This is a genomic window from Shewanella indica, assembly GCF_002836975.1.
GTDB classification, from domain to species: domain Bacteria; phylum Pseudomonadota; class Gammaproteobacteria; order Enterobacterales; family Shewanellaceae; genus Shewanella; species Shewanella indica.
The window spans coordinates 1-1,398 of the sequence record NZ_NIJK01000048.1; the positions used below are offsets into that span (position 1 = coordinate 1).

Annotated in this window: 2 protein-coding genes; both read left to right on the forward strand. The window is 39.4% G+C overall.

The features are described from left to right. The first annotated feature begins 98 nt into the window (after positions 1–98). Positions 99–482, forward strand: coding sequence for a proprotein convertase P-domain-containing protein (locus CX650_RS17375; RefSeq protein ID WP_229800149.1), 384 nt, complete (start codon positions 99–101; stop codon positions 480–482). A 12-nt stretch (positions 483–494) separates the two neighbouring features. Next, the gene (locus CX650_RS17380; RefSeq protein ID WP_101096553.1) at positions 495–941 is read left to right on the forward strand and encodes a hypothetical protein; all 447 of its coding nucleotides are present in this window, start codon (positions 495–497) and stop codon (positions 939–941) included. Positions 942–1,398 lie beyond the last annotated feature (457 nt).

A 1,398-nucleotide genomic window follows, 5' to 3' on the forward strand; every position in this document is an offset into this window, starting at 1 on the left:
TCATCTGTGGATTAAGGGCAAGGCAGATCAGATCATGACCAACCGTAAAAGTTCAATTTAAAGTGGGATCCCGCCCTGCCTTGGAGGGGGTAAGTGATGTGCAGAAGTTCGATTCAGATTGGATTGTTGAAGGGGTACAAATTAATCTTACGGTAGAGCATAAGCGTTTGGCTGATCTGGCTGTTGAGTTAATTTCACCTTCGGGTACCCGTAGCGTTATTATGACTCCCTATAATGGATTTGTTCCCATTCGAAACTCTGGATATACAAATACTCCCATGTTGTCCAATGCTTTTTATGGTGAAAATGCCAGAGGAAATTGGACTTTGAAGGTTATCGATGTAAATAGTGGCGAACAGGGATATATTTTCCGAGTAGGAAAGGTGAATGTAGAAGAAAAGCTATTGGAAAATGAGGCTAATGGAGTACTCAAGTCCTGGTCTTTACGTATCCATGGTCACCAAGCCGTAAGCGCTTCTTAAGGAGAGGGTAGTATGAAAAATATTACAGTGATAGTTGTTTCGTTACTTATTTCTGCCATGTCTATGACAGTACAGGCTAGACCATTTTTGAGTGATGATTCTTTGTTGGATAAAGTAGCTCCCGAAGTTTATGACGTGGATACTCAATTGGTGAAAATTAATGATAGAGTTGTAAAGGCAGAAACTTTATCAAAGGGACAGCCTTTGGTTGATTCTGCTGGTGATGTTATTGCAATTCCAACAGGAAAATTCATTGTAAAATTGGCAGAAGGTGTCTCGGCTACCGAATTTTCTCAACAGCATAATTTGCATTTGGATTGGCGAAGTGATAACAACCTCCTTCTGTTATCCGCACCGGATGGAAGCGATTTATTAAAGGTTTTGGGTTCAATAAAACAGAATCCACAGGTTCTCAGAGCAGAATTGGATCTGGCACAGGACTTCTATCAACCTTGGTAACAGTATAAATAACCACTAGTGACATTCTTGGCTAGCACAGAGCAGATATACTGAATCCTATTAAAATAGGTTGATATTGATAACCGCTGTTGTGACATGCTGGGTTATAGACGTACCTGCAGGTTCTGATTCTTGTAAAGGATTAGAACCCTGCAGAGTATATTTTTTAAGTGTACAGTGCAAGTTACAGGTTTAATGCTGGGATTGAATAGTGTTGTAAAAGAGCTTTTTATGGTTGCGGAAATCTGTATGTTTAACAAATAACTTCATTAAGAGGGATGAACATTAATATGGCTGGCAATTTATAAGGTAGTGTTCATAAATCTGTGTCATTTGAGTAATATACACCCAAAAGGATATTCAAATGACCAAACGAGGGGAGGGTGTTCAAAATTCTGTGTCACGTTAAAAATCACAGATCGATGTGAGCATCCAGTCGTCCTTCAAAATGGATGGA

What these genes read in the sequence shown, in the direction of transcription:
- CX650_RS17380 (WP_101096553.1), top strand. Translation starts at nt 495, where the DNA reads ATGAAAAATATTACAGTGATAGTTGTTTCGTTACTTATTTCTGCCATG.